Origin of the sequence: Profundibacter amoris (assembly GCF_003544895.1) — a bacterium.
Lineage (GTDB): Bacteria > Pseudomonadota > Alphaproteobacteria > Rhodobacterales > Rhodobacteraceae > Profundibacter > Profundibacter amoris.
In genome coordinates, this window is the sequence record NZ_CP032125.1 from 110,020 (window position 1) to 133,349 (window position 23,330).

The following is a 23,330-nucleotide window of genomic DNA, read 5'->3' on the forward strand; positions in this document are numbered from 1 at the left end:
TGGAGTGAAACTGTGGATAGAGCACAAAAAGAAGCCGTAGTCGCTGAACTCGGCGAAATCTTTGAAAGCTCTGGCGTTGTAGTGGTTGCCCACTACGCGGGTCTTACAGTTGCGGATATGGAAACCTTGCGGGCGCAAATGCGCGAAGCGGGTGGCCATGTGCGTGTTGCCAAAAACCGGCTTGCCAAAATCGCCCTTGACGGAAAGCCCTGCGCAAGCATTGCCGACCTTCTGACGGGTATGACCGTTCTAACCTATTCCGAGGATCCTGTGGCTGCTGCCAAGGTTGCTCAGGAGTTCTCCAAGGAAAACGACAAGTTCGAAATCCTTGGCGGGGCAATGGGTGAAAACGTTCTGGACGTCGCCGGTGTTAAGGCCGTCGCTGCCATGCCTTCGCGCGAAGAGCTTATCAGCTCGATCGCGGGTTGCATCGGGGCGCCTGCTTCCAACATCGCCGGTGCCATTGGCGCGCCTGCAAGCAACATCGCCGGTATCTTGTCTACGATCGAAGACAAGGCTGCCTAAGCAACAAAGTAAGACCGGCGTATGGATATCCCATGACGTTGGAACACATCTTAAACGAACGGAAACAGTAAAATGGCTGATCTGAAAAAAATGGCTGAAGAGATCGTGGGTCTGACCCTTCTCGAAGCACAAGAACTGAAAACTATCCTGAAAGACGAGTATGGCATCGAGCCTGCTGCCGGTGGTGCTGTAATGGTTGCCGGTGGTGGCGATGCTGGTGGCGCTTCTGCTGAAGAGCAAACAGAATTCGACGTGATTCTGGTTGCCGCTGGCCCGCAGAAAATTGCTGTCATCAAAGAAGTCCGCGCCCTGACCGGCCTGGGCCTGAAAGAAGCAAAAGACCTGGTCGAAGCTGGCGGCAAAGCTGTCAAAGAAGGCGTAGACAAGGCCGAAGCCGAAGAAGTCAAAGCCAAGCTGGAAGCAGCTGGCGCCGAAGTCGAAGTGAAGTAATTCACAGGCAGGGCGCTTTGGTGGTCTGCTGGCATTTAGATCTGGCTGAATCCGGAGAAATCCGGGTTCAGCCGAACCTGTCTTGGAAAGGGCTTTTGTCCGAAGCCTTTTCCAAGACTTGGTTCAAGGTACGAGAGCAGGCCAATGGGAGGCTTGCGAGAATAGACCGTGATCCAGTTGCATGTGCGGCGCGTTGCTGTGGCCCAGACAGCCAGCGCACCCGCGAGCAAATTGAAAGGCGACAATACAGATGGCGCAATCTTATCTTGGCCAAAAGCGGCTGCGTAAATATTACGGCAAGATCCGTGAAGTTCTGGAAATGCCGAACCTGATTCAGGTTCAGAAATCCTCGTATGAATTGTTCCTGAAGTCCGGCGATCAGCTGACTCCGATGGACGGCGAAGGCATCAACGGTGTTTTCCAGTCGGTTTTCCCGATCAAGGATTTCAACGAAACGGCCATTCTGGAATTCGTGAAATACGATCTGGAAAAGCCAAAGTACGATGTCGAGGAATGTCAGCAGCGCGACATGACCTATTCAGCCCCGCTGAAGGTTACCCTGCGTCTGATCGTGTTTGATATCGACGAAGATACAGGCGCCAAATCGGTCAAGGACATCAAAGAACAAGACGTGTTCATGGGTGACATGCCTTTGATGACTCCGAACGGCACATTTGTTGTGAACGGCACCGAGCGGGTGATCGTTTCGCAGATGCACCGTTCGCCCGGTGTATTCTTTGACCACGACAAGGGTAAAACCCATTCGTCGGGCAAACTGCTGTTCACCTGCCGTATCATTCCCTATCGCGGTTCGTGGCTGGATTTTGAATTCGATGCCAAAGATATCGTTTTTGCCCGCATCGACCGTCGTCGCAAACTGCCTGTGACAACCCTGCTGTATGCATTGGGTCTGGATCAGGAAGGTATCATGGATGCCTATTACGACACCGTTGATTACAAGCTGAAGAAGAACAAGGGCTGGGTCACCAAGTTCTTCCCCGATCGTGTGCGTGGCACACGCCCCACCTTTGATCTGGTGGATGCCAAAACCGGCAAGGTGATTGCCGAAGCCGGTAAAAAGATTACCCCGCGGGCGGTTAAAAAACTGATTGACGAAGGCAAGGTCACAGACCTGTTGCTGCCGTTTGACCAGATTGTCGGTAAATTCGTCGCCAAAGATATCATCAACGAGGAAACCGGTGCGATTTACGTCGAAGCCGGGGACGAGTTAACGCAAGAGATGGACAAGGCGGGCGAAGTCATTGGCGGCACCCTGAAGGAGCTGCTGGATGCCGGTATCACCGATATTCCGGTTCTGGACATCGACAACATCAATGTCGGCCCCTACATCCGAAACACTTTGGCCGTCGACAAAAATATGGGTCGCGATACCGCGCTGATGGACATCTACCGCGTGATGCGCCCAGGCGAGCCGCCCACCGTTGAATCCGCTTCTGCCCTGTTCGATACGCTGTTCTTTGACAGTGAACGTTACGATCTGTCCGCCGTTGGCCGCGTGAAAATGAACATGCGTCTGAATCTGGATGCCGAAGACACCCAGCGCACCCTGCGCCGCGAAGACATCATCGCCTGCATCAAGGCGCTGGTCGAACTGCGCGACGGCAAGGGCCAGGTCGACGATATCGACCACCTTGGCAACCGCCGTGTCCGTTCGGTTGGCGAGCTGATGGAAAACCAGTACCGCGTTGGTCTGCTGCGCATGGAGCGTGCGATCAAGGAGCGTATGTCGTCGGTCGAAATCGACACGGTGATGCCGCAGGACCTGATCAACGCCAAACCGGCTGCGGCTGCGGTTCGCGAATTCTTCGGCTCGTCGCAGCTGTCGCAGTTCATGGACCAAACCAACCCGCTGTCCGAGGTGACGCACAAACGTCGCCTGTCCGCGCTTGGGCCGGGTGGTCTGACCCGCGAACGTGCCGGTTTCGAGGTGCGCGATGTGCATCCCACCCACTATGGCCGCATGTGTCCGATTGAAACGCCCGAGGGTCCGAACATTGGTCTGATCAACTCTCTGGCGACATTCGCGCGTGTGAACAAATACGGCTTTATCGAAACCCCGTATCGCAAGGTTGTCGATGCGCAGGTAACGGACGAAGTGCATTACATGTCCGCGACCGAGGAAATGCGTCACACAGTGGCCCAGGCCAACGCGCATCTGGATGCCGATGGCCGGTTTGAAAACGATCTGGTTTCCAGCCGTAAATCGGGTGACTACCTGCTTAGCCCGCGTGAAAACGTAGACTTGATTGACGTTAGCCCGAAACAGCTGGTGTCGGTTGCGGCCTCGCTGATCCCGTTCCTTGAAAACGATGACGCCAACCGCGCCCTGATGGGCTCGAACATGATGCGTCAGGCTGTGCCGCTGCTGCGGGCCGAAGCGCCTTTGGTTGGCACAGGGATCGAAGAAGTCGTTGCCCGCGATTCAGGCGCGGCTATCATGGCCCGTCGTGGCGGTGTGATTGACCAAGTCGACGCAAACCGCATCGTTATCCGCGCAACCGAAGATCTGGAAATCGGTGACCCGGGCGTTGATATCTACCGTCTGCGCAAATTCCAGCGCTCGAACCAGAACACCTGTATCAACCAGCGCCCGCTGATCAAAGTGGGTGACAAAGTTGGCAAAGGCGAAGTGATTGCCGATGGCCCGTCCACCGATCTGGGGGAACTGGCACTGGGCAAGAACATCATGGTCGCGTTTATGCCGTGGAACGGCTACAACTACGAGGACTCGATCCTGATTTCCGAACGTATTGTTCGTGACGACGTGTTCACCTCGGTTCACATCGAGGAATTCGAAGTCGCTGCGCGTGATACGAAGCTCGGCCCCGAGGAGATTACCCGCGACATCCCGAACGTCGGTGAAGAAGCCCTGCGCAATCTGGATGAGGCCGGTATCGTTTACATTGGTGCCGAAGTTCAGCCGGGCGATATTCTGGTCGGTAAAATCACCCCCAAGGGCGAAAGCCCGATGACCCCTGAAGAAAAACTTCTGCGGGCCATCTTCGGTGAAAAAGCATCAGACGTTCGCGATACATCGCTGCGGGTCAAACCCGGCGATTTCGGCACGGTTGTCGAGGTGCGCGTCTTTAACCGCCACGGTGTGGAAAAAGACGAACGTGCCTTGCAGATCGAGCGGGAAGAGGTTGAAAGCCTGGCCCGTGACCGTGACGACGAACTGGCCATTCTGGACCGCAACACCTATGCGCGTCTGAAAGGCATGATTCTGGGCAAGGTGGCTGTAAAAGGCCCCAAAGGTGTGAAGCCCAAGTCGGAAATCACCGAAGAGCTGCTGGACATGCTGTCCAAAGGCCAGTGGTGGCAACTGGCGCTGGGCGACGAAAAAGACGCCGCCGAGGTTGAAGCTCTGAACGAGCAATACGAGGCGCAGAAACGCGTGTTGGATGCCCGTTTTGAAGACAAGGTCGAAAAGGTTCGCCGTGGCGATGATCTGCCTCCGGGTGTGATGAAAATGGTCAAGGTGTTCATCGCGGTCAAGCGCAAGCTGCAGCCGGGTGATAAAATGGCCGGTCGTCACGGGAACAAGGGTGTTATTTCCCGCGTTGTTCCGATGGAGGACATGCCGTTCCTGGAAGATGGGACACCGGTTGATTTCTGTCTGAACCCGCTGGGCGTGCCGTCGCGTATGAACGTCGGTCAGATCCTTGAAACCCATATGGGGTGGGCCGCGCGCGGTCTGGGTCTGAAGATTGACGAGGCACTACAGGCCTATCGCCGGTCCGGTGATCTGGCTCCGGTTCGTGATGCCATGAAAATTGCCTATGGTGACGATGTCTATGAAGAAGGCATCAAAGGTATGGACGATGATCAACTGATCACAGCCGCCAGCAACGTCACCAACGGGGTGCCGATTGCCACGCCGGTATTCGACGGCGCCAAGGAAGAGGATATCAATGATGCCCTTGAACGTGCCGGCTTTACCAGCAGTGCCCAGTCGATCCTTTATGATGGCCGCACGGGCGAGCAATTCTCGCGTCCTGTGACGGTTGGTATGAAGTATCTGCTGAAACTGCATCACCTTGTGGATGACAAGATCCACGCGCGTTCGACCGGTCCTTACAGCCTTGTCACGCAGCAGCCCCTGGGTGGTAAGGCCCAGTTCGGTGGCCAGCGCTTCGGGGAAATGGAAGTCTGGGCACTGGAAGCATATGGTGCGGCGTATACGCTGCAGGAAATGCTGACAGTCAAGTCGGATGACGTTGCAGGCCGGACCAAGGTCTACGAAAGCATCGTCAAAGGCGAAGACAACTTCGAGGCCGGTGTGCCCGAAAGCTTCAACGTGCTGGTGAAAGAGGTCCGCGGTTTGGGCCTGAACATGGAACTCCTGGATGCGGAGGGTGAGGATTAAGGGGCCTGCGCCCCAATCCCCCCACCCATCTGCAACCCAATTTGAGGTATCAAAATGAACCAGGAACTGACAAACAACCCGTTTAACCCGCTGACACCCCCCAAGGTGTTTGACGAGATCAAGGTATCGCTGGCATCGCCGGAACGTATCCTTTCGTGGTCTTTCGGGGAAATCAAGAAACCCGAAACCATCAACTACCGCACGTTCAAGCCCGAACGCGACGGCCTGTTCTGTGCGCGTATCTTTGGCCCGATCAAAGATTACGAATGCCTGTGCGGCAAATATAAACGCATGAAATACCGCGGCGTTGTCTGCGAGAAATGCGGTGTCGAAGTCACGCTGCAAAAAGTGCGCCGCGAACGGATGGGCCATATTGAACTGGCCGCACCCGTTGCGCACATCTGGTTTCTGAAATCGCTGCCATCGCGCATTGGCCTGATGCTGGATATGACCCTGCGTGATCTGGAACGTATCCTGTATTTCGAAAACTATGTGGTGATCGAACCCGGCCTGACCGACCTGCAATATGGCCAGTTGATGTCGGAAGAAGAGCACATGGATGCGCAGGATGCCTATGGCATGGACGCCTTCACCGCCGGTATCGGTGCCGAAGCCATCCGCGAAATGCTGAGCCAGATTGATCTGGAAGGCGAAGCCGAAGCCCTGCGTGCCGATCTGGCCGTGGCCACCGGCGAATTGAAGCCTAAAAAGATCATCAAGCGTCTGAAAATCGTCGAGGCCTTCCTTGAATCCGGCAACCGTCCGGAATGGATGATCATGACCGTTGTGCCTGTGATCCCGCCAGAATTGCGCCCGCTGGTGCCGCTGGATGGTGGCCGTTTTGCGACATCCGATTTGAACGATCTGTATCGCCGCGTGATCAACCGCAACAACCGCCTGAAGCGTCTGATCGAACTGCGTGCGCCCGATATCATCGTGCGTAACGAAAAACGTATGTTGCAGGAATCTGTCGATGCGCTGTTTGACAACGGCCGCCGTGGCCGCGTGATTACAGGGGCCAACAAACGCCCGCTGAAATCGCTGTCGGATATGCTGAAAGGCAAACAGGGCCGTTTCCGTCAGAACCTTTTGGGTAAACGCGTCGACTTTTCCGGTCGTTCGGTGATTGTGACCGGACCGGAACTAAAGCTGCACCAATGTGGTCTGCCCAAAAAGATGGCGCTGGAGCTGTTCAAGCCGTTCATCTACTCGCGGCTTGAGGCCAAAGGCATGTCTTCGACCGTGAAGCAGGCGAAAAAGCTGGTTGAAAAGGAACGTCCCGAGGTTTGGGATATTCTGGACGAAGTGATCCGCGAACACCCTGTGATGCTGAACCGTGCGCCGACGTTGCACCGTTTGGGCATTCAGGCGTTTGAACCTGTGCTGATCGAAGGTAAAGCCATTCAACTGCACCCGCTGGTTTGTTCCGCGTTCAACGCCGACTTTGACGGTGACCAGATGGCGGTCCACGTTCCGCTGAGCCTTGAGGCCCAGCTGGAAACGCGCGTGCTGATGATGTCGACCAACAATGTGTTGTCCCCTGCCAACGGCGCACCGATTATCGTGCCGTCACAGGATATGATCCTTGGTCTATATTATGTCACGATGGAGCGTCAGGGCATGAAAGGCGAAGGCATGATCTTTGCCAGCGTCGAAGAGGTGCAACACGCACTGGATGCGGGTGAAGTGCATCTGCACGCCAGGATCACCGCGCGGATCAAGCAGATTGATGAGGAAGGCAACGAAGTGCTGAAGCGCTTTGAAACCACGCCGGGCCGGATGCGTTTGGGGGCTTTGCTGCCGCTGAACGCCAAATCCCCGTTTGATCTGGTCAACCGTTTGCTGCGCAAGAAAGAAGTGCAGCAGGTGATTGATACGGTTTACCGTTATTGCGGTCAGAAAGAGTCGGTTATCTTCTGTGACCAGATCATGACCGTCGGTTTCCGCGAAGCGTTCAAGGCCGGCATTTCGTTTGGTAAAGACGATATGCTGATCCCCGACAACAAATGGGACATCGTTAATGGTGTTCGCGAACAGGTAAAAGAGTTCGAACAGCAGTATATGGACGGCCTGATTACACAGGGCGAAAAATACAACAAAGCTGTGGATGCCTGGTCGAAATGTTCCGACGAAGTTGCCGAAGCGATGATGTCTGAAATGTCCGCCATGCGCGTGGATGATGCCGGCGCCGAAATGGAGCCGAACAGCGTTTACATGATGGCCCACTCGGGCGCGCGTGGTTCCCCGGCGCAGATGAAACAGCTGGGCGGTATGCGTGGTCTGATGGCCAAACCTTCGGGCGAGATTATCGAAACGCCGATTATCTCGAACTTTAAAGAAGGCCTGACGGTGCTTGAGTATTTCAACTCGACCCACGGGGCGCGTAAAGGTCTGGCCGATACGGCGCTTAAGACGGCGAACTCGGGTTATCTGACCCGTCGCCTGGTGGACGTTGCGCAGGACTGTATCGTGCGGATGCACGATTGCGGCACTGAAAACTCGATCACCGCATCGGCTGCCGTGAATGATGGCGAAGTGGTTGCATCCCTGTCCGAACGTGTTCTGGGCCGTGTGGCTGCCGAAGACATTCTGGTTCCGGGCACCGACGAAGTTATCGTTCGCAAGAACGAACTGATCGACGAGCATATGGCAGACCGGATCGAAAAGGCCGATCTGGCCTCGATCCGCATGCGTTCACCGCTGACCTGTGAGGCGGAAGAGGGCGTATGTGCGGCCTGTTACGGTCGTGACCTTGCCCGTGGCACCCTGGTGAACCAGGGCGAAGCGGTCGGGATTATCGCGGCGCAGTCGATTGGTGAACCCGGCACACAGCTGACAATGCGGACATTCCACATTGGCGGCATTGCGCAGGGTGGCCAACAGTCGTTCCAGGAAGCATCTCAAGCCGGCACAGTCGGTTTCAAAAATGCAAACCTGCTGAAAAATGCCAATGGCGAAATGATCGTTATGGGCCGCAGCATGCAATTGGTGATCATCGATGAAAACGGTCAGGAACGTGCACATCACAAGCTGACATATGGCTCGAAGGTGCATGTAAAAGAAGGCCAGAAGGTCAACCGCGGCGACAAGCTGTACGAATGGGATCCCTACACCCTGCCAATCATCACCGAAAAGGCAGGTACAGTGAAATACATCGATCTGGTTGCCGGTGTGGCCATTCGTGAAGAAACCGATGATGCCACAGGTATGACCCAGAAGGTCGTTGTCGATTGGCGCGCTGCGCCCAAAGGCAATGACCTGAAGCCGGAGATCATCATTCTGGACAAGAACGGCGAAGCCGTGGCAAACGCGGCAGGCCACCCGATGACCTATGCGATGTCGGTGGATGCCATTCTGTCGGTGGAAGACGGCCAGGAGGTCAAAGCCGGTGACGTAATTGCGCGTATCCCGCGTGAAGGCGCGAAAACCAAGGACATCACCGGTGGTCTGCCGCGTGTTGCCGAACTGTTCGAAGCCCGTCGTCCCAAAGACCACGCGATCATTGCCGAAATCGATGGTTACGTTCGCTACGGCCGCGACTACAAGAACAAGCGCCGGATTTCGATCGAGCCAGCCGATGAAACCATGGAGCCGGTCGAATACATGGTGCCCAAAGGCAAGCACATTCCTGTGGCTGAAGGTGACTTCATCCAGAAGGGTGAATACATCATGGACGGCAACCCCGCGCCGCACGATATTCTTGCGGTTATGGGGGTCGAGGCCCTGGCCAACTACATGGTGGACGAGGTTCAGGATGTTTACCGTCTGCAAGGCGTGAAGATCAACGACAAGCATATCGAAGTGATCGTGCGCCAGATGTTGCAGAAGTGGGAAATTCTGGACAGCGGCGAAACCACGTTGCTGAAAGGCGAACATGTCGACAAGGCCGAGTTTGACGCCGCGAATGAAAAGGCGAAAGCCAAAGGCGTTCGCGAGGCGAAAGGCGAGCCGATCCTGCTGGGGATCACCAAGGCGTCCTTGCAGACCCGTTCGTTTATCTCGGCGGCCTCGTTCCAGGAAACCACGCGGGTTCTGACCGAAGCATCGGTTCAGGGCAAGAAAGACAAGCTGGTTGGCCTGAAAGAGAACGTAATCGTTGGCCGTCTGATCCCTGCCGGGACCGGTGGGGCAACGATGCAGACCCGCAAAATCGCGCAAGAGCGTGATAATGTGGTGATCGAAGCCCGCCGCAAAGAAGCCGAAGCCGCTGCCGCATTGGCCGCACCGACGGAAGATATTGGCGGCGGTGCCGACGTTGTTGACGATGATAACGTGTTTGACAGCGGGCTGGTGGATACACCGGAAAGCCGCGAGTAAATACGCAGCATAAAATCTCCAAACAGGCCCCTGCATGAATGTGCGGGGGCCTTTTACATTTCAGGGATACCCAGCGGTAAAATTCCCCGCTAAGGTTCCGCCGGGCGGTCCGAAAATTACGGGGCGGCTGCAATTCTGACATGAAAGACGGCACGTGATGCGGGCACTCTCGGACAACATGCGCGGTGCGCTTTTGATGATGGGCAGCATGGCGGCCTTTGTCTTTAACGATGCCTGCATGAAAGTGGTGCTAAAGGATCTGCCTCTGTTTCAGGCCATCCTGCTGCGTGGTTTGGCGACGGTGTTTTTCATGGTGCTGGTGTCGCACTGGCTGGGCGGGCTGGATTTCCGCCTGCCACGGCGGGACTGGTTTCTGGTTACGTTACGCACATTGGCGGATGTCGGAGCCACCTATTTCTTTATCACCGCGTTGCGGGAAATGCCGATCGCCAACATCACGGCTATTCTGCAGGTCTTGCCGCTGACCGTCACCCTTACCGGCGCGATGCTGTTTGGCGAGCCATTGGGCTGGCGGCGACTGGTGGCGATTATGATCGGCTTTGCCGGGGTGATGATCATTGTGCGCCCGGGAGTGGACGGATTCAACAGCTATGCCTATTACGCGTTGATTGCGGTTGCTTTTGTGACGGTGCGCGATCTATGCGCACGGCGGCTGTCTGCCGGCGTGTCATCGGTCACGATTGCCCTGATCGGGGCAACCGGTGTGGTGATATTCGCCGCCATTGGTGCCGTAGGTGGCGAATGGGAGCCTGTCAGCGGCAAGTCGGCCGCATTGCTGGCGGGGGCAACGTTTTTCATAATCGGCGGTTATCTGTTCAGCGTGATGACCATGCGGCTGGGTGAAATCGGTTTCATTGCACCATTCCGCTATACCAGCCTGTTGTGGGCATTGCTGCTGGGGTTTGTGGTGTTCGGGGATTGGCCGGACGGAGTGACCATGCTGGGCATTGCAATTGTGGTGGCGATGGGGGCCTTTACCTTTTATCGGGAACGCCAGATCGCACGGCGTTAATGGCGCGGCAGTTTTTGCGCCATTTCCCTGTGAATCAGATAGCGTTCATCCGCCGCCGGATCATCGCCGCGTTTGGTGCACATATCGGCAACATAATCGGCACAGCACAGATGATGCAGCCGCATCACACCGGGGATCTGGCATAGGCGGTCATATTCCGAGTCAAACCGTTTGCGATAGGTCGATACGGCAAGGTTTTCGACCTCGTTCCGGTCCAGCGTTTTGCGGAATGTGTCGGTATAGCGGTCGGCAAAGTCGGACGCTGCAGGGCGCCCCTTTTTGAAACTGAATTCTTCGTGGCTGCGAACAGCGTAATGGTGGACTTCGGCAATGTGGTGCAGCTTGCGATCATCGGGGACGGCGTTTTGCGGGTGTTTGTTCGGGTGGAATTCGTCAAACCGTGACCCGTCGCTAAGCGCCCAGTAATTCCCGCCCTGACCCCATGCGCCCTTGCCCTGCCAACCGCTGGCGCAGTGGGAATTCAGCCGTTTATACAGGCGGGGATGGCGCACAAAGCTTTTGATCACGCTGTTGCGTTTGAAATCGGGTTCGCTGGACAGAAAATATCGACGATGAACAAGGTCATCCTGCCATTTTCTGTGACCTGCGCTGCCAAACAGGCGCCAGTTGATGGCCATTGCAGCAAAGGGCACCTTGCCATTGTCCAGCAGTGCGCCAATGCTGCCGTCCCCTTTGTGGATCACCAGAAATTCGTCAACGTCGCAGGTGAACATCCATTCTGCCTGTTTCACCAACCTGTTGCTGCGGGCCGTGCGATAGGCTTCGGCTTGCGGGCTATGACCCTCGCGGGGTTCGTGGCGCTTGGCCGTTACTTCACCCATACGATCCAGCAGGCGTAGCAATTGTGGTGAATGGTCGGTGCAGTCATTGTGCAGGATAAGGATGTTTTCGAAACCCAGCATCTTTTGCCAGGCAACCCATTCCAGAATAAACGGGCCTTCGTTTCGCATTGCGGTTAGTGCCAGACTGCCCTGCATGAATTCCCTTGCCTTGCGGATTGCTTGCGATCATCTAATAGGCCTGATCGTCATGCGTCAAACAGATTGCCTAATGTTTACCGGCACCTGTTGACACGCGCTGCGACTCCCCATATACGGCGACCACTTGGGCAGGGTGTATTCCCTTTATGCCCAACTCAGAACTAGTAGTGGTCAAGATCCGGGCTGGCGCTCCGATCCTCTGGTACCCGCCATATCGTCCCTGAAATTGGGGGCGCATGTGGCTTTTGCGCTGTGCGGGCATACGGTCCGCGTGAAATTTTTAATGTGTTGCAACACGGGGATTTACCGGAATGCCAACGATACAACAGCTGATCCGCAAACCACGGCAGCCTAAAGTAAAACGCTCGAAGTCGCTGCATATGCAGGGGTGTCCGCAAAAACGCGGCGTCTGCACACGCGTCTACACAACAACACCGAAAAAGCCGAACTCCGCTATGCGGAAAGTTGCGAAGGTTCGCCTGACCAACGGTTTCGAGGTGATCAGCTACATCCCGGGCGAAAGTCACAATCTTCAGGAACACTCGGTGGTTCTGATTCGCGGCGGTCGTGTAAAAGACCTTCCGGGTGTCCGTTACCACATCCTGCGTGGTGTGCTGGATACCCAGGGCGTCAAAGACCGTAAACAACGCCGCTCGAAATACGGCGCGAAGAAGCCGAAATAAGGAGAGAGCGAGATGTCACGTCGCCACGCTGCAGAAAAACGCGAAATCTTGCCGGACGCCAAATTTGGCGACCGCATTCTTTCGAAATTCATGAATAACCTGATGATCGACGGCAAAAAATCTGCCGCCGAGCGCATCGTTTACAACGCCTTTGACCGTGTTGAAGAAAAACTGAAGCGCGCCCCTGTCGAGGTCTTCCACGAAGCGCTCGACAACATCAAACCGTCGGTCGAAGTTCGTTCGCGCCGGGTTGGTGGTGCGACCTATCAGGTGCCTGTCGAAGTTCGCCCCGAGCGCCGCGAAGCGCTGGCGATCCGTTGGTTGATCATCGCTGCCCGCAAGCGCAACGAGAACACAATGGAAGAGCGTCTGGCAGGCGAACTGATGGACGCGGTTTCCAGCCGCGGCACAGCCGTCAAGAAACGCGAAGACACCCACAAAATGGCCGAAGCAAACAAAGCTTTCAGCCATTACCGCTGGTAACACTTTAAGGTTAGGCCCGAGAAAATGGCACGCGAATATCCACTAGAACGGTACCGCAACTTTGGTATCATGGCCCACATCGACGCAGGTAAAACCACCTGTACCGAACGGATTCTGTATTACACCGGGAAATCCCACAATATTGGCGAAGTGCACGATGGCGCTGCGACAATGGACTGGATGGAACAGGAGCAGGAGCGCGGCATCACCATTACTTCGGCTGCGACAACCACTTTCTGGGCGCGTACCACGGATGGCAAAACCGAGGAAACCGAAAAGCACCGGATGAACATCATCGACACGCCCGGCCACGTTGACTTCACGATTGAAGTTGAACGTTCGCTGGCCGTTCTGGATGGTGCGATTGCCCTGCTGGACGCCAACGCCGGTGTCGAACCGCAAACAGAAACTGTTTGGCGTCAGGCTGATCGCTACAAGGTTCCGCGGATTGTGTTCGTCAACAAGATGGACAAAATCGGTGCGAACTTCCAGAATTGTGTCGACATGATCAAAGACCGTACGGGTGCAATTCCTTGCCCCGTTCAGTTTCCGATCGGTGCCGAGACCGAGCTTGAGGGCATCGTTGATCTGATCACCATGCAGGAGTGGGTTTGGGTTGGTGAAGACCTTGGTGCATCTTGGGAGCTGCGCGATATTCGCCCCGAGCTGCAGGACGAAGCCAACGACCGCCGCGCCACCATGATCGAACTTGCTGTCGACATGGATGATGACGCAATGGAAGCCTATCTGGAAGGCAACGAACCTGATGTTGATACTCTGCGCAAACTGATCCGCGCGGGTACCATTGAAATGAAATTCGTTCCCATTCTGGCTGGTTCTGCCTTTAAAAACAAAGGTGTTCAGCCGCTGTTGAACGCTGTGATCGATTTCCTGCCCAGCCCGCTGGACGTTGTCGATTACATGGGCTTCAAACCCGGTGACGAAACCGAAACGCGTGATATCCCCCGCCGTGCGGACGATAACATGCCATTCTCGGCACTGGCGTTCAAAATCATGAACGACCCCTTCGTTGGCTCGCTGACCTTCACGCGTATCTATTCGGGCGTGTTGAAGAAAGGCGACAGCATCCTGAACTCGACCAAAGGCAAAAAAGAGCGCGTTGGCCGGATGATGATGATGCACTCTATCAACCGCGAAGAGATCGACGAAGCCTTTGCTGGCGATATTATCGCACTGGCCGGTCTGAAACAGACCACCACGGGTGATACGCTCTGTGCTGTGAACGAGCCTGTGGTTCTGGAAACTATGACCTTCCCCGATCCCGTGATCGAGATTGCGGTCGAGCCGAAAAGCAAAGCCGACCAGGAAAAAATGTCGGCCGGTCTGGCCCGTCTGGCAGCCGAGGATCCGTCCTTCCGTGTGGAAACCGATTTTGAATCGGGTCAGACGATCATGAAGGGTATGGGCGAACTTCACCTTGATATTCTGGTGGATCGTCTGAAGCGCGAATTCAAGGTTGAAGCCAACATCGGCGCGCCACAGGTGGCATATCGCGAAACCATCAGCCACGAAGTTGAGCACAGCTACACCCACAAGAAGCAGTCGGGTGGTTCTGGTCAGTTCGCCGAAGTGAAAATGATCATTTCGCCGACAGAGCCGAGCGAAGGCTATAGCTTTGAAAGCCGCATTGTTGGCGGTTCGATCCCCAAGGAATATATCCCGGGCGTCGAAAAAGGCATCCAGTCTGTTATGGATAGCGGTCCGCTGGCTGGCTTCCCGGTAATCGACTTCAAGGTTGCCCTGATCGACGGCAAGTTCCACGATGTTGACTCCTCGGTTCTGGCCTTTGAAATCGCTGGCCGTATGTGCATGCGTGAAGGCCTGAAACGAGCCGGCGCGAAGATGCTCGAGCCGATCATGAAAGTCGAAGTGATCACACCGGAAGAATACACCGGTAACATCATCGGCGATCTGACATCGCGCCGTGGTCAGGTCCAGGGGCAGGATACACGCGGCAACGCGATTGCGATCGACGCCTTTGTGCCTCTGGCCAACATGTTCGGTTACATCAACACCCTGCGGTCCATGTCTTCGGGCCGTGCGAACTTCTCGATGCAGTTCGACCATTATGACCCTGTTCCGCAGAATATCTCGGAAGAAATCCAAGCGAAATACGCGTAGGCGCGGTGGCGCATCGCATAAAGTGTAAAGAAGGAGGCCACCATGGCTAAGGAAAAGTTTGAACGTACGAAACCGCACGTTAACATCGGCACAATCGGCCACGTTGACCACGGCAAGACCACATTGACGGCAGCGATCACCAAATATTTTGGTGATTTCAAAGGCTACGACGAAATTGACGGCGCGCCGGAAGAAAAGGCACGCGGGATCACCATTTCGACTGCCCACGTTGAATATGAAACCGAGACACGCCACTATGCGCACGTCGACTGTCCCGGCCACGCCGACTATGTGAAGAACATGATCACCGGTGCGGCGCAGATGGATGGTGCCATTCTGGTTGTGAACGCAGCTGACGGCCCGATGCCCCAGACCCGCGAGCACATCCTGCTGGGCCGTCAGGTTGGCATCCCCTACATGGTTGTCTACATGAACAAGGTCGATCAGGTCGACGACGAAGAGCTGCTGGAACTGGTTGAAATGGAGATCCGCGAACTGCTGTCCTCCTATGACTACCCCGGCGACGACATCCCTGTGATCCCGGGTTCGGCTCTGGCCGCTCTGGAAGGGCGCGATCCTGAAATCGGCGAAGAATCCATCAAGAAACTGATGGCGGCGATTGACGAATATATCCCGACACCTGAACGCGCTGTTGACCAGCCGTTCCTGATGCCGATCGAGGATGTGTTCTCGATTTCCGGTCGCGGGACTGTTGTGACCGGCCGTATCGAGCGTGGCGTGATTAACGTTGGCGACGAAATCGAAATCGTCGGCATCCGCGACACAAGCAAGACAACTTGTACCGGTGTTGAAATGTTCCGCAAGCTGCTGGACCGTGGCGAAGCGGGCGACAACGTGGGTGTTCTGCTGCGCGGGATCGACCGTGACGGTGTCGAGCGTGGCCAGATCCTGTGTAAGCCGGGTTCGGTTACACCGCACACCAAGTTCGAGGCCGAAGCCTATATCCTGACCAAGGACGAGGGTGGCCGTCACACGCCGTTCTTCGCGAACTACCGTCCGCAGTTCTACTTCCGCACCACGGACGTAACCGGCACGGTAACGCTGCCCGAGGGCACAGAAATGGTTATGCCCGGCGACAACCTGAAGTTCGAAGTTGAACTGATTGCGCCGATCGCCATGGAAGACGGCCTGCGCTTCGCGATCCGCGAAGGCGGCCGCACTGTGGGCGCCGGCGTTGTGTCCAAAATCATCGAGTAATCCAACGATACGGGTTCGACGAGGGTCACCGGATGAGCCGGTGATCCTCCTATCAACTTATGAGCCGCGAAAGGCTAATTAAATGCAAAGCCAGACTATTCGCATTCGGCTAAAAGCGTTTGACTATCGTGTACTGGACGCCAGCACACAAGAGATCGTCAACACCGCGAAACGGACAGGCGCCACAGTGCGCGGCCCGATTCCGATGCCGAACAAGATCGAAAAATTCACCGTTCTGCGTGGTCCCCACGTAGACAAGAAATCCCGTGAGCAATTCGAGATCCGCACGCACAAGCGCCTGTTGGATATCGTTGACCCGACACCTCAAACCGTTGACGCGCTGATGAAGCTCGATCTGGCGGCCGGTGTTGACGTCGAGATCAAGGTTTAAGGAGGGCTGAAACAGATGCGCTCTGGTGTAATCGCAAAAAAGATGGGCATGACCCGTCTTTTCATGGAGGACGGGAAACAGATTCCTGTGACCGTTCTTCTTCTCGACAACTTGCAGGTTGTTTCCAACCGCACAGTTGAAAAAGATGGCTATACAGCTGTTCAACTGGGGGCCGGCACGGCAAAAGCAAAACGCACATCCAAAGCGATGCGCGGCCATTTTGCAGCTGCCAAAGTGGCGCCCAAGCGTAAGATCGCCGAATTCCGGGTATCCGAGGATAACCTGATCGGTGTTGGCGAGGAAATTTCCGCCGACCATTACGTTGAAGGGCAAAAAGTCGATGTATCCGGTACATCGATCGGTAAAGGCTTTGCCGGTGCTATGAAGCGTCACAACTTTGGGGGCCTGCGCGCCACTCACGGTGTGTCGATCAGCCACCGTTCGCATGGTTCGACCGGTCAGTGTCAGGATCCTGGCAAGGTGTTCAAAGGCAAGAAAATGGCTGGTCACATGGGTGCTGCCCGTGTAACCACACAGAACCTTGAAGTTGTTCGCACAGACGCCGACCGTGGCCTGATCATGGTCAAAGGCGCCGTTCCGGGCTCCAAAGGTGGCTGGGTCACGATCAAAGACGCCGTCAAAAAGAAACTGCCCGAGGGTGTACCTTTTCCGGCAGCGCTGAAATCAGCCGCTGTTGCCGAGGCACCTGCTGAAGAGCAAGCCGAGGGGAGTTCTGAAGAATGAAACTTGACGTAATCAAACTTGATGGCAAAAAGTCCGGTTCTGTTGATCTTGGAGACGAGATTTTCGGCCTGGAACCACGTGCCGACATTTTGCACCGTGTGGTGCGCTGGCAGCGTAACAACGCACAAGCCGGCACTCACAAGGTGAAAACACGGTCTGAAGTAAGCTACTCGACCAAGAAGATCTATCGCCAAAAAGGCACCGGTGGCGCACGCCACGGCGCTCGCTCGGCACCGATCTTCCGCGGTGGTGGTGTTTACAAAGGTCCGACCCCGCGCAGCCACGGCCACGAGCTTACGAAGAAATTCCGCAAGCTGGGTCTGCGTCACGCACTGTCTGCCAAGGCGACAGCGGGTGAACTGGTTGTGATCGACACGGCTGATCTGAAGGATGCAAAAACTTCGGTTCTGGCCAAAGCGATCAAGGAACTGGGTTGGAAGCGCGCGCTGGTGATTGATGGTGCCGAAGTAAGTGAAAACTTTGCCAAGGCAGCACGTAACATCGAAGGTCTGGATATCCTGCCTTCGCAAGGCGCAAATGTTTATGACATCCTGAAGCGGGACACCCTGGTGTTGACCAAAGCAGGTGTCGAAGCACTGGAGGCTCGACTGAAATGAGCGCGAAGGCAGAACATTACGATGTGATCCGCAAGCCGATCATCACAGAAAAAGCGACTATGGCGTCCGAGAATAACGCTGTTGTTTTTGAGGTGGCGATCGATGCCAACAAACCGCAAATCAAAGAGGCTGTTGAAGCCTTGTTTGGTGTCAAGGTGAAGGCCGTGAATACGTCCATCACCAAAGGCAAAGTCAAGCGGTTCCGTGGGCAGTTGGGCACACGTAAAGACATCAAAAAGGCTTATGTGACTCTTGAAGAGGGAAACACTATCGACGTCTCAACAGGCCTCTGATAGTAAGCACCGAATCCAGCTTAGCCCCGACTCGCTCGGGGCTAAGTCTATTTGTAACCGAGGCCAAGGTTTTCCTATGAAAATCAAGGTCTCAAAGCTAACGGAAGACAGAAAGCATGGCACTAAAGTCGTATAAACCGACGACGCCAGGCCAACGCGGGTTGGTTCTGATCGACCGTTCGGAGCTTTGGAAAGGACGCCCCGTCAAGGCCCTCACCGAGGGTTTGACGAAAAAAGGCGGCCGGAACAATACCGGACGGATCACTATGCGTCGCAAGGGTGGGGGCGCAAAGCGTCTGTACCGGATTGTTGATTTCAAACGTAACAAAATGGATGTTGCCGCAACGGTTGAACGGATCGAATATGACCCGAACCGCACAGCATTCATCGCGCTGGTCAAATATGAAGACGGCGAGCAGGCCTATATCCTGGCCCCTCAGCGTCTGGCAGTTGGCGACCAGGTGATTGCTTCGGCCAAGGCCGACGTAAAGCCCGGCAACGCAATGCCCTTTTCCGGCATGCCCATTGGCACAATCATCCACAACATCGAGCTGAAGCCAGGCAAAGGCGGTCAAATCGCCCGTGCTGCCGGTACATATGCCCAATTTGTTGGCCGTGATGGTGGCTACGCACAGATCCGCCTGTCTTCGGGCGAGTTGCGCATGGTGCGTCAGGAATGTATGGCCACCGTTGGTGCCGTAAGCAACCCCGACAATTCCAACCAGAACTTTGGTAAGGCTGGCCGGAACCGTCACAAGGGCATCCGTCCCTCTGTTCGCGGTGTTGTCATGAACCCTGTTGATCACCCCCACGGTGGTGGTGAAGGCCGTACATCGGGTGGTCGCCATCCTGTATCGCCTTGGGGCAAGCCCACCAAAGGTGCGCGGACCCGCAACAAGAAAAAAGCGTCGAGCAGCCTGATTATCCGGTCGCGTCACGCTAAGAAGAAGGGGCGTTAAATATGGCACGTTCTGTATGGAAAGGCCCGTTTGTCGACTCTTATGTGCTGAAGAAAGCCGAAGCGTCGAAAGAATCCGGTCGCAACGAAGTTATCAAGATCTGGTCGCGCCGCTCGACGATTCTGCCCCAGTTTGTGGGTTTGACGTTTGGCGTTTACAACGGCCGTAAACACATCCCCGTCAACGTCAGCGAAGACATGATTGGTCAGAAGTTCGGTGAATATGCGCCGACACGGACCTATTATGGCCACGCCGCCGACAAAAAAGCGAAGCGGAAATAAGTCATGGGTAAGCAAAAAAACGCACGCCGCGTGGCAGACAACGAAGCAATGGCCAAAGTCCGTATGCTTCGTACAAGCCCGCAGAAACTGAATTTGGTCGCACAAATGATCCGCGGCAAGAAAGTGGACAAGGCCCTGTCGGACCTGACATTTTCCAAAAAGCGGATTTCGGACGATGTGAAGAAATGTCTTCAGTCGGCTATCGCGAACGCAGAAAACAACCACAACCTGGACGTTGACGAACTGATCGTTGCCGAAGCCTGGGTTGGTAAAAACCTGACCATGAAGCGCGGTCGCCCTCGGGCGCGTGGCCGGTTCGGCAAAATCATCAAGCCATTTGCCGAGCTGACTATTCTGGTTCGCCAAGTTGAGGAGCAAGCATAATGGGTCAGAAGGTTAATCCAATTGGCATGCGCCTGCAGATCAACCGCACTTGGGACAGCCGCTGGTATGCGGAATCCAAGGATTTTGGTAATCTTCTTCTGGAAGACATCAAAATGCGCGAGTTCATCAAAGAAGATTGCAAGCAGGCTGGTATCAGCCGTGTAATCATCGAGCGTCCGCACAAGAAATGCCGCGTTACGGTTCACACAGCACGGCCCGGCGTCATCATCGGCAAGAAAGGCGCAGACATCGAAACCCTGCGCAAAAAACTGGCCGCAATGACCGACAGCGAGCTGCACCTGAACATTGTCGAAGTTCGCAAGCCGGAAATGGATGCGCAACTGGTTGCCGAGAATATCGCCCAGCAGCTGGAACGCCGTGTTTCCTTCCGTCGCGCGATGAAGCGTTCGGTTCAAAACACCATGCGCATGGGGGCCCTGGGCATCCGTGTGAATGTTGCCGGTCGTCTTGGCGGTGCCGAGATTGCCCGTACCGAATGGTATCGTGAAGGTCGTGTGCCGCTGCACACCCTGCGCGCCGACATCGACTACGCACACGCAGAAGCGATGACTGCCTATGGCATCATCGGGATCAAGGTCTGGATCTTCAAAGGCGAGATCATGGAACACGATCCCCAAGCGCGTGACCGTAGGTTAGAGCAACTCCAGCAAGGCCCTGCACCTCGTGGTGCCGGCGGCCGTCGCTAAGGAGGTATTGAAAAATGCTACAGCCAAAGCGCACTAAATTTCGCAAAATGCACAAGGGCCGGATTCACGGTCAGGCCAAAGGCGGCTCGACCCTGAACTTTGGCACTTACGGTCTGAAAGCAGTGGAGCCTAACCGCATCACCGCCCGCCAGATCGAGGCAGCCCGTCGTGCAATGACCCGTCACATGAAACGTCAGGGCCGTGTCTGGATCCGTATCTTCCCCGATACCCCGGTCACATCAAAGCCGACCGAGGTTCGGATGGGTAAAGGTAAAGGTTCAGTTGATTTCTGGGCGGCCAAGGTCAAGCCGGGTCGTGTCATGTTTGAAATCGACGGTGTAACCGATGCCGTTGCACGCGAAGCCCTGCGTCTTGCTGCGATGAAACTGCCGGTGAAAACCCGCACGATCGTTCGCGAAGACTGGTAAAGTGGGGGCGGGGTGAACCCCGCCCTACGCGATAGTTTCAGACCCCCGCCGTTCATGGCGGGGGTTTGTATATATGAAGGGTTGCCATACACGCGAATCCTGCGTATACGGCCAACTTCACCACGCACTCCACCGGAATCAGGGTGACCCGACAGGGGGCCTTCTGGTGATGTTGAGAAAAAAGGAATAGGCGATGAACGCCCAGGAACTAAGAGACAAGACGCCTGACCAGCTGCAAGAAGAGCTGGCAAGCCTGAAGAAAGAAGCGTTTAACCTGCGCTTCCAGCAGGCCACCGGGCAACTGGAAAGCACTGCACGTATGCGGTCGGTTCGCCGTGACGCTGCCCGTGTTAAGACCATACTGAACGAAAAAGCTGCAGCCGCAGCTGCTGACGAATAGGAGCCTTTAGATATGCCCAAACGTATTCTCACAGGCACCGTAACAAGTGACCAGAACGAACAAACCGTAACGGTTTCGGTTGAACGTCGCTTTACACACCCTGTTCTGAAGAAAACCATTCGTAAGTCCAAGAAATACCGGGCTCACGATCCTAAGAACGAATTCAAGGTTGGCGATATAGTCCGCATTCAGGAATGTGCGCCAATTTCGAAGACGAAACGCTGGGAAGTGCTGGCCAGCTAGGTCCGTTACATTTCAGTTTAAACGAAACCCTGGGGACATAGGCAATGAAGCCCCCCAAAGGTCGGGAGAAACCACATGATCCAGATGCAAACTAATCTGGATGTTGCTGACAACAGCGGCGCTCGCCGTGTTCAGTGCATCAAGGTCCTGGGTGGTTCCAAGCGTAAGTACGCTTCCGTAGGCGACATCATCGTCGTCTCGGTCAAAGAAGCCATCCCGCGCGGCCGCGTGAAAAAAGGGGACGTCCGCAAGGCCGTCGTCGTACGCACCGCCAAAGAAGTCCGTCGTGAAGACGGCACAGCAATCCGGTTTGACCGCAATGCTGCAGTAATCCTGAACAATGCAAACGAGCCAATGGGCACCCGTATCTTCGGGCCAGTGGTTCGCGAGTTGCGCGCGAAGAACTTCATGAAGATCATCTCGCTTGCTCCGGAGGTTCTGTAACATGGCTGCAAAACTGAAAAAGGGCGACAAGGTCGTCGTGCTGGTCGGCAAAGACAAGGGTAAAGAGGGCGAGATCGCCTCTGTGAACCCCGCTGCCGGCAAAGCCATCGTGGACGGTCTGAACGTTTCGATCCGCCACGTTCGCCAGTCCCAGAACACACAGGGTGGCCGCGTCCCGCAAGCGATGCCGATCGACCTGTCCAATCTGGCGCTAGTTGATAGCAAAGGCAAACCGACCCGCGTTGGCTTCCGCATGGAAGACGGCAAGAAGGTTCGCTTTGCCAAAACAACAGGGGAGACTGTATAATGCTGGATGCTGCAAAATACACCCCGCGCTTAAAATCGGTATATAAAGATACCGTTCGTGCCGCGTTGAAAGAACAGTTCAACTACAAAAACGACATGATGATCCCCCGGCTCGACAAGATCGTGCTGAACATGGGCATCGGCGAAACTGTTAAAGACACCAAAAAGATTAAATCGGCCGAGGCTGAATTGACCGCGATTGCCGGCCAGAAGGTCGTCATCACACGGGCCAAGAAATCGGTTGCGTCCTTTCGGGTACGCGAAGATATGCCCATGGGTGTCAAGGTTACGCTGCGTGGCGACCGGATGTATGAATTTCTGGACCGCCTGATCACCATTGCAATGCCTCGCATCCGCGACTTTCGCGGTATTTCCGCCAAGTCGTTCGACGGCCGCGGCAACTATGCAATGGGCCTGAAAGAGCACATCGTATTCCCCGAAGTCGACTATGATAAAGTCGATGAAATCTGGGGAATGGACATCGTAATCGCGACCACCGCAAAGACTGATGCGGAAGGGGAGGCATTGTTGAAAGCACTCAACATGCCTTTCACAAGCTGAGCGCGGGGAGAGAGAGAACATGGCTAAAAAAGCAATGATCGAACGTGAACTGAAGCGTCAGAAGCTGGTAGCAAAATATGCTGCCAAGCGTGCTGCGCTGAAAGAGATCGTAAGAGACGAGAGTAAACCGATGGAAGAGCGCTTTAAGGCGACCCTGAAGCTTGCAAAACTGCCGCGTGATTCCTCGGCGACACGGTTGCACAACCGCTGTCAGCTGACGGGTCGTCCCCACGCTTACTATCGTAAGCTGAAGGTATCGCGGATCGCGTTGCGGGAACTTGGCAGTAATGGCCAGATCCCCGGCATGGTCAAATCGAGCTGGTAAGGGAGAGA

Annotated in this window: 25 protein-coding genes; 24 read left to right on the forward strand and 1 reads right to left on the reverse strand. The window is 55.4% G+C overall.

Annotation, left to right across the window (positions count from 1 at the left end):
* Positions 1-12: 12 nt before the first annotated feature.
* The 5 genes from rplJ to BAR1_RS00525 all read left to right on the forward strand — a co-directional run bounded on the left by rplJ (position 13) and on the right by BAR1_RS00525 (position 10,712).
* A complete protein-coding gene (rplJ, locus tag BAR1_RS00505; RefSeq protein ID WP_118944286.1) occupies positions 13-525 on the forward strand; it encodes a 50S ribosomal protein L10 in 513 nt (170 codons plus the stop codon).
* A 72-nt stretch (positions 526-597) separates the two neighbouring features.
* Positions 598-975: a 50S ribosomal protein L7/L12 gene (rplL, locus tag BAR1_RS00510; protein ID WP_118941203.1), complete on the forward strand. Its 378-nt coding sequence runs from the start codon at positions 598-600 to the stop codon at positions 973-975.
* A gap of 250 nt (positions 976-1,225) precedes the next feature.
* Entirely contained in the window at positions 1,226-5,362 is a 4,137-nt protein-coding gene (rpoB, locus tag BAR1_RS00515) for a DNA-directed RNA polymerase subunit beta (RefSeq protein ID WP_118941204.1), read from the forward strand.
* A gap of 54 nt (positions 5,363-5,416) precedes the next feature.
* The gene (gene rpoC, locus BAR1_RS00520) at positions 5,417-9,679 is read left to right on the forward strand and encodes a DNA-directed RNA polymerase subunit beta' (protein ID WP_118941205.1); all 4,263 of its coding nucleotides are present in this window, start codon (positions 5,417-5,419) and stop codon (positions 9,677-9,679) included.
* A 157-nt stretch (positions 9,680-9,836) separates the two neighbouring features.
* Positions 9,837-10,712, forward strand: coding sequence for a DMT family transporter (locus BAR1_RS00525; RefSeq protein WP_118941206.1), 876 nt, complete (start codon positions 9,837-9,839; stop codon positions 10,710-10,712).
* Here the strand turns inward: BAR1_RS00525 and BAR1_RS00530 are convergent.
* Positions 10,709-11,710, reverse strand: a complete 1,002-nt coding sequence (locus BAR1_RS00530) for a glycosyltransferase family 2 protein (RefSeq protein WP_118941207.1) — start codon at positions 11,708-11,710, stop codon at positions 10,709-10,711. The two genes, BAR1_RS00525 and BAR1_RS00530, sit on opposite strands and share 4 nt — an antisense overlap.
* Positions 11,711-12,024: 314 nt before the next feature.
* Here BAR1_RS00530 and rpsL point away from each other — a divergent pair, with 314 nt between their 5' ends.
* From rpsL to rpsN, 19 genes are all read left to right on the forward strand, one after another.
* Complete coding sequence (gene rpsL / locus BAR1_RS00535; RefSeq protein ID WP_118941208.1) at positions 12,025-12,396, forward strand: 30S ribosomal protein S12; 372 nt, start codon at positions 12,025-12,027, stop codon at positions 12,394-12,396.
* 12 nt (positions 12,397-12,408) lie between these two features.
* On the forward strand, positions 12,409-12,879 hold the full coding sequence (gene rpsG / locus BAR1_RS00540) for a 30S ribosomal protein S7 (RefSeq protein ID WP_118941209.1): 471 nt from the start codon (positions 12,409-12,411) through the stop codon (positions 12,877-12,879).
* A 24-nt stretch (positions 12,880-12,903) separates the two neighbouring features.
* Positions 12,904-15,021 (forward strand): elongation factor G, encoded by a 2,118-nt coding sequence (gene fusA / locus BAR1_RS00545; RefSeq protein ID WP_118941210.1) that lies wholly within the window; start codon positions 12,904-12,906, stop codon positions 15,019-15,021.
* A gap of 42 nt (positions 15,022-15,063) precedes the next feature.
* Positions 15,064-16,239, forward strand: coding sequence for an elongation factor Tu (gene tuf, locus BAR1_RS00550; RefSeq protein ID WP_118941211.1), 1,176 nt, complete (start codon positions 15,064-15,066; stop codon positions 16,237-16,239).
* A gap of 82 nt (positions 16,240-16,321) precedes the next feature.
* Positions 16,322-16,630 carry a 30S ribosomal protein S10 gene (gene rpsJ, locus BAR1_RS00555; RefSeq protein WP_118941212.1) on the forward strand — a complete coding sequence of 103 codons (309 nt, stop codon included), beginning with the start codon at positions 16,322-16,324 and terminating at the stop codon, positions 16,628-16,630.
* 15 nt (positions 16,631-16,645) lie between these two features.
* Positions 16,646-17,374 (forward strand): 50S ribosomal protein L3, encoded by a 729-nt coding sequence (gene rplC / locus BAR1_RS00560; RefSeq protein WP_118941213.1) that lies wholly within the window; start codon positions 16,646-16,648, stop codon positions 17,372-17,374.
* Positions 17,371-17,991: a 50S ribosomal protein L4 gene (gene rplD / locus BAR1_RS00565; RefSeq protein ID WP_118941214.1), complete on the forward strand. Its 621-nt coding sequence runs from the start codon at positions 17,371-17,373 to the stop codon at positions 17,989-17,991. Before rplC ends, rplD begins: the two co-directional genes overlap by 4 nt.
* Complete coding sequence (locus BAR1_RS00570) at positions 17,988-18,284, forward strand: 50S ribosomal protein L23 (protein WP_118941215.1); 297 nt, start codon at positions 17,988-17,990, stop codon at positions 18,282-18,284. Before rplD ends, BAR1_RS00570 begins: the two co-directional genes overlap by 4 nt.
* Positions 18,285-18,400: 116 nt before the next feature.
* Positions 18,401-19,243, forward strand: a complete 843-nt coding sequence (gene rplB / locus BAR1_RS00575; RefSeq protein ID WP_118941216.1) for a 50S ribosomal protein L2 — start codon at positions 18,401-18,403, stop codon at positions 19,241-19,243.
* Positions 19,244-19,245: 2 nt separating this feature from the next.
* Positions 19,246-19,524 carry a 30S ribosomal protein S19 gene (gene rpsS, locus BAR1_RS00580; RefSeq protein WP_118941217.1) on the forward strand — a complete coding sequence of 93 codons (279 nt, stop codon included), beginning with the start codon at positions 19,246-19,248 and terminating at the stop codon, positions 19,522-19,524.
* A gap of 3 nt (positions 19,525-19,527) precedes the next feature.
* Entirely contained in the window at positions 19,528-19,908 is a 381-nt protein-coding gene (gene rplV / locus BAR1_RS00585) for a 50S ribosomal protein L22 (protein ID WP_118941218.1), read from the forward strand.
* On the forward strand, positions 19,908-20,615 hold the full coding sequence (gene rpsC / locus BAR1_RS00590) for a 30S ribosomal protein S3 (protein WP_118941219.1): 708 nt from the start codon (positions 19,908-19,910) through the stop codon (positions 20,613-20,615). The genes rplV and rpsC overlap by 1 nt, the downstream gene beginning before the upstream one ends.
* A 14-nt stretch (positions 20,616-20,629) precedes the next feature.
* Positions 20,630-21,043, forward strand: a complete 414-nt coding sequence (gene rplP / locus BAR1_RS00595; protein ID WP_118941220.1) for a 50S ribosomal protein L16 — start codon at positions 20,630-20,632, stop codon at positions 21,041-21,043.
* Positions 21,044-21,236: 193 nt separating this feature from the next.
* Positions 21,237-21,443, forward strand: coding sequence for a 50S ribosomal protein L29 (gene rpmC / locus BAR1_RS00600; protein WP_118941221.1), 207 nt, complete (start codon positions 21,237-21,239; stop codon positions 21,441-21,443).
* 12 nt (positions 21,444-21,455) lie between these two features.
* On the forward strand, positions 21,456-21,686 hold the full coding sequence (rpsQ, locus tag BAR1_RS00605) for a 30S ribosomal protein S17 (protein WP_118941222.1): 231 nt from the start codon (positions 21,456-21,458) through the stop codon (positions 21,684-21,686).
* Positions 21,687-21,761: 75 nt separating this feature from the next.
* On the forward strand, positions 21,762-22,130 hold the full coding sequence (rplN, locus tag BAR1_RS00610; protein WP_118941223.1) for a 50S ribosomal protein L14: 369 nt from the start codon (positions 21,762-21,764) through the stop codon (positions 22,128-22,130).
* Position 22,131: 1 nt separating this feature from the next.
* The gene (gene rplX, locus BAR1_RS00615) at positions 22,132-22,437 is read left to right on the forward strand and encodes a 50S ribosomal protein L24 (RefSeq protein ID WP_118941224.1); all 306 of its coding nucleotides are present in this window, start codon (positions 22,132-22,134) and stop codon (positions 22,435-22,437) included.
* A complete protein-coding gene (gene rplE / locus BAR1_RS00620; protein ID WP_118941225.1) occupies positions 22,437-22,997 on the forward strand; it encodes a 50S ribosomal protein L5 in 561 nt (186 codons plus the stop codon). The genes rplX and rplE overlap by 1 nt, the downstream gene beginning before the upstream one ends.
* Positions 22,998-23,016: 19 nt before the next feature.
* Positions 23,017-23,322: a 30S ribosomal protein S14 gene (gene rpsN / locus BAR1_RS00625; RefSeq protein WP_118941226.1), complete on the forward strand. Its 306-nt coding sequence runs from the start codon at positions 23,017-23,019 to the stop codon at positions 23,320-23,322.
* Positions 23,323-23,330: the final 8 nt, after the last annotated feature.